4 protein-coding genes are annotated in these 4,418 nt (G+C 39.7%); 3 read left to right on the top strand and 1 reads right to left on the bottom strand.

Annotated features, from left to right (window positions below):
* Nucleotides 1-142: 142 nt before the first annotated feature.
* The 3 genes from U2P91_RS17620 to U2P91_RS17610 all read left to right on the top strand — a co-directional run bounded on the left by U2P91_RS17620 (nt 143) and on the right by U2P91_RS17610 (nt 3,420).
* The gene (locus tag U2P91_RS17620) at nt 143-364 is read left to right on the top strand and encodes a hypothetical protein (protein WP_111889624.1); all 222 of its coding nucleotides are present in this window, start codon (nt 143-145) and stop codon (nt 362-364) included.
* Between the two features lie 447 nt (nt 365-811).
* Nucleotides 812-1,003: a ferredoxin gene (locus U2P91_RS17615; protein ID WP_371414183.1), complete on the top strand. Its 192-nt coding sequence runs from the start codon at nt 812-814 to the stop codon at nt 1,001-1,003.
* Between the two features lie 215 nt (nt 1,004-1,218).
* Nucleotides 1,219-3,420 carry a copper-translocating P-type ATPase gene (locus U2P91_RS17610; RefSeq protein ID WP_242988547.1) on the top strand — a complete coding sequence of 734 codons (2,202 nt, stop codon included), beginning with the start codon at nt 1,219-1,221 and terminating at the stop codon, nt 3,418-3,420.
* Between the two features lie 818 nt (nt 3,421-4,238).
* Here the strand turns inward: U2P91_RS17610 and U2P91_RS17605 are convergent.
* The gene (locus U2P91_RS17605) at nt 4,239-4,394 is read right to left on the bottom strand and encodes an ATP-binding protein (RefSeq protein ID WP_322520086.1); all 156 of its coding nucleotides are present in this window, start codon (nt 4,392-4,394) and stop codon (nt 4,239-4,241) included.
* Between the last annotated feature and the right edge of the window lie 24 nt (nt 4,395-4,418).

The following is a 4,418-nucleotide window of genomic DNA, read 5'->3' as shown; positions in this document are numbered from 1 at the left end:
AAACTATGGATTTTCCATAATGCAACATTCTGTATTTTTAACTTGCAACTTTCTGCAAAAAGTACTTGCAAAAAACACAATCGGATCAAAGAATTAAAACCTATCTGGTGATCCACTGTTTCTGGATAGAATCTGCTTTAATATGGATCGCTATACCGAAAACTATGGTTTTTTGAAAGACCCCCAATCTGGAAAACTTTTAAGAATGACGCCGATTTTTGATAACAACATTGCATCGATCAGCTGGGGCTACCCATCTGATATTGAACGAAAAAATGATCTATTTATTCATGATTTTCTGGATACATTGAATTTAGAAAAGACCGATTACCAGTTACAAGCGCTGAATGAAAATAAGATTTAACAGGCGCTGGTTGAGGTGCGCATTAGGGTTGATAAAGACTTTATTGTTTCTTTTATTCTGAAAGGATACCGGTTGCTTATTAATATGAAAATGAAAAAGCTTATGCAATGTTTTTACTTTACGAAATCTCTGTCTGATCAAATTGGCCGGAGTTAGAGCCTTAGGGAAAGAAATGATGAACATTTTCAGAATTAATTAAAAAATATTCGTTGCGGGCAGAACTTCTGAATAAACGATTGCACTACCCAGGTTCCTTACGACTTTGAAATTTTGCCACCTGCGAATATTATACTGGAAGTGGCAGATTACATACTGGCGTTCAATTCAGAAAATGTTTAGATTTGATTGTTGTGGGTAATTTAGAATAATAAACAGTTTTTCTGATTGGAGTCTAATTGACTTTGGTTCTGAAAAAAGTAGCTGTTTAAATATATGTATGGAAGTTCGATGATGAAAGCTACAGTGGATCGGGATGCTTGTGTTGGATGTGGTTTGTGTGAATCTGTTTGTCCGAATGTGTTTGAAATGGACAACGATAGTATCGCTGAAGTGATTTCCGATGTAATCTCGTCGGAAAATGAAGCCTGTGTGATTGAAGCTCAGGAGGAGTGCCCAGTTAGCGCTATAACTGTCGATTAGAATCGATTGTTTTAGAATACCGCATGAAAAAAGTGTTTGCTTTAAAAAGACAGTGATTGGCATGTTTTTTATTTAAGTATTAATTTAAAACACAAATACGACGGGTTTCTTTGTGGTCAATTACTTTGCAGAAAACATTTATATAACCCGATTTCAGTTTTAAAATTGTGATCGGGTTTTATATATATTATTGAGAAAGAAAGGATGTGAATGAGATGGACAAAGAAAATACAACTCAGAATCCCCAGAAGACTCAATCTGAAGGAGCATTAATGGGTGATGAGCATGGAACCCATCATGCCCATAAAGATCATATACCCACGGAAAATCTGAAAAAGAATAATGAACATACGCATAACCACGCTCATGGGAAAATGAATCAAATGCCTCAAGCAGACCGACCGGTTTCCCCTGTAGAAAAGAAGCATTCACACCATCCTATTCCGGAGCATGGAGAACATACCGAACATGATGATCATCATGCGATGATGGTGGCGGATTTTAGAAAAAGATTTTTTATCGCTTTGATTATTACGGTACCGATATTACTCTTATCGCCAATGATCCAAATGTTTATCGGTGTCGATTGGGGTTTTACGGGAGATTCCTATTTACTGTTTGGTCTTTCAACCATACTTTTTATTTATTGCGGAAAGCCTTTTCTTACTGGGGCCAGGGATGAGCTTAAGAAAAAATCACCAGCAATGATGTCACTGATTGCGCTTTCGATCACAATCGCCTATATCTATAGCACCCTAACTGTATTTTTTATAAACGGTGATGACTTCTTTTGGGAGCTAGCCACATTAATTGTGATCATGCTTTTAGGTCATTGGATTGAAATGAAATCGGTAATGGGCGCATCGAGGGCATTGGATGAACTGGTTAAACTGATGCCTGAAGAAGCACACCAGATAACGGCCAACGGTGAAATTACTGATGTTTCGGTAAAACAATTGAAGGCTGGAGATGCTATTCTTGTCAAACCGGGTGAAAAGATTCCTATTGATGGTTTAGTTTATGATGGCAGATCAGCAGTGAATGAATCGATGATTACAGGAGAATCAGTCCCGGTTGAAAAAGAAAAAGGCAATGAAATCGTCGGTGGTTCCATCAATGGTGAAGGGATTTTGAAATTTCATGTGTCGCGAGTGGGTGAAGATACCTTTCTGTCACAAGTGGTCAAACTTGTTCGTGAAACCCAGGATTCAAAATCCAATACCCAACGATTAGCAGACAAAGCAGCCAAGTGGTTGTTTTATATCGCCGTGATTGCCGGAGTATTGACTTTTTTGGCATGGCTGATTATCTCAAAAGATCTGAATTTTGCAGTTACACGCGCAGTCACCGTTATTGTTATTTCCTGCCCTCACGCATTAGGTTTGGCCGTACCGCTGGTAACGGCTGTTTCGACAAGCATCGGAGCGCAAAAAGGTCTTTTAATTAGAGATCGGGCAGCATTTGAAAACGCGCGAAAACTGAATGCCGTGGTTTTCGACAAAACCGGAACCTTGACTGAAGGTACATTTGGGATAACGGATATCAAAGCCATTGGTATAACTCAGCATGAACTTCTCTCACTTTCGTATTCAGTTGAAGCAAACTCGGAACATCCAATTGCAAAGGGTATTGTAAATGAAGGAAAAAAATTAAACCTCAAGTTGAGGGCAGTAAAGGATTATCAAAATATTCCGGGTAAGGGATTAAAAGCCAAGGTAGATGGACGTGAACTGATGATCGTGAGTCCCGGCTATATGCGTTCTGAAAAGATCGCTTTTGACGCCGAGGATTATGAAAAACTCGCCCAAATGGGAAAAACAGTAGTATTCATATTAGATGGCGATAACCTCCTTGGCTATCTGGCATTATCAGACATGATCAGAGATACTGCCAGAGAGGCGATTGAGATGCTAAAGTCGATGGAGATCGAAACGATTTTATTAACAGGGGACAATCAGCGCGTTGCCGCATATGTTGGCAATCAGCTGAACATCGATACCGTGATTGCAGAGGTATTGCCCCAAGAAAAAGCAGCTAGAATTACGGGTTTTATTAACGAAGGCAAGATCGTGGCAATGACTGGCGACGGAGTAAATGATGCACCATCACTGGCACAAGCTGATTTAGGTATCGCCATCGGAGCGGGAACCGATGTAGCCATTGAAACGGCAGATGTTATTCTAGTACGAAGCAATCCACTGGATGTGGTAACTATTTTAAAGCTTTCAAAAGCAACCTATCAAAAAATGATCCAAAACTTGATCTGGGCTACCGCTTATAATGTGATCGCACTGCCTTTAGCAGCAGGCGTCCTGTATTATCAGGGGGTCGTAATAAACCCGGCTGTTGGGGCAGCACTTATGTCCGTAAGTACAATCATCGTGGCAATCAATGCCAAACTACTTAAAATTGATTAACATTTGCTATGGTATCTGATAGCTGATCCAGGTGGCCTTTCACGGTCGGAATATACAAAATGTATTATTGAGATTTTAAAGGAAGTTGTTAAAAATGAAAATATTCTAATTAGAGTGTTTACTAATAAAAGTATATACACATCTTTAAAAGACAAAGGAGAACTGTTCGGTAAAACTAATCATGGCTGACTTACAGGATAAAGGTATGATTATCCGCAAAGGGAATAATCGATCTGGGGAATGGATCATTAAATAATGTGATAAGGAATAAATCACTCTTTATGAAAGCCATTTAATTCTCTATTAATTGACGTTCATACGGTAGGGAACGCCATTTGTATGAATGGGCAAATAAGATTAATTATGACGATAGTCTTCAATGCAAATTGTCACCTTAAACCGGTACGGATCACCTCCACCAAGGAAAGTGACAAATAAACTTAAATAATTCTTAATCAATTTCCCGTGCTTTCTGAATAATTGTCGTACATACGGTAGGGTACGCCCAGGGCGCGCCATTTTATTGATTTAATTGCCACCTGTTTATAATAGGTGGCTTTTTTTTCATATCTAAATTGAGGTGTGAAGTGAAGCCAATCAGCGGTTATCTAATGAGTCGGGATGAAAAAATTGCACGCATTGAAAAAAACGAACTACTTCCGCTTAAATCGGAATTATTGCCTTTATACCTTCAACGTGGATATTACGGGGTGGCGGAGCCACCCAATCTCCTGAAATAGAGCCAGATGATCCGTTGTACGGAGCCACTGCTGCGAAAGAGGGAGCCAGTACCTAAATGGCTCCCATTATTGCTTGAATTATTTTATGTTGCGCTTTCTTCGACGCATCGAAACATCACCATCAATGATCATCGTGTAGGCTGATGGGACAATGCGGTCAAGAATTGAATCCGCCAGGGCACCGCTGCCCAGGCGTTCATGCCAACCTTCGGCAGTAAATTGAGAACAGAAAATTGTGGACGTCTAGGCCACAACGGA

This window comes from Acetobacterium sp. K1/6, from assembly GCF_034438075.1.
Classification (GTDB): domain Bacteria; phylum Bacillota; class Clostridia; order Eubacteriales; family Eubacteriaceae; genus Acetobacterium; species Acetobacterium carbinolicum.
The sequence above is the reverse complement of the archived record's forward strand: the minus strand, read 5'-3'. Positions and strand labels throughout refer to the sequence as shown.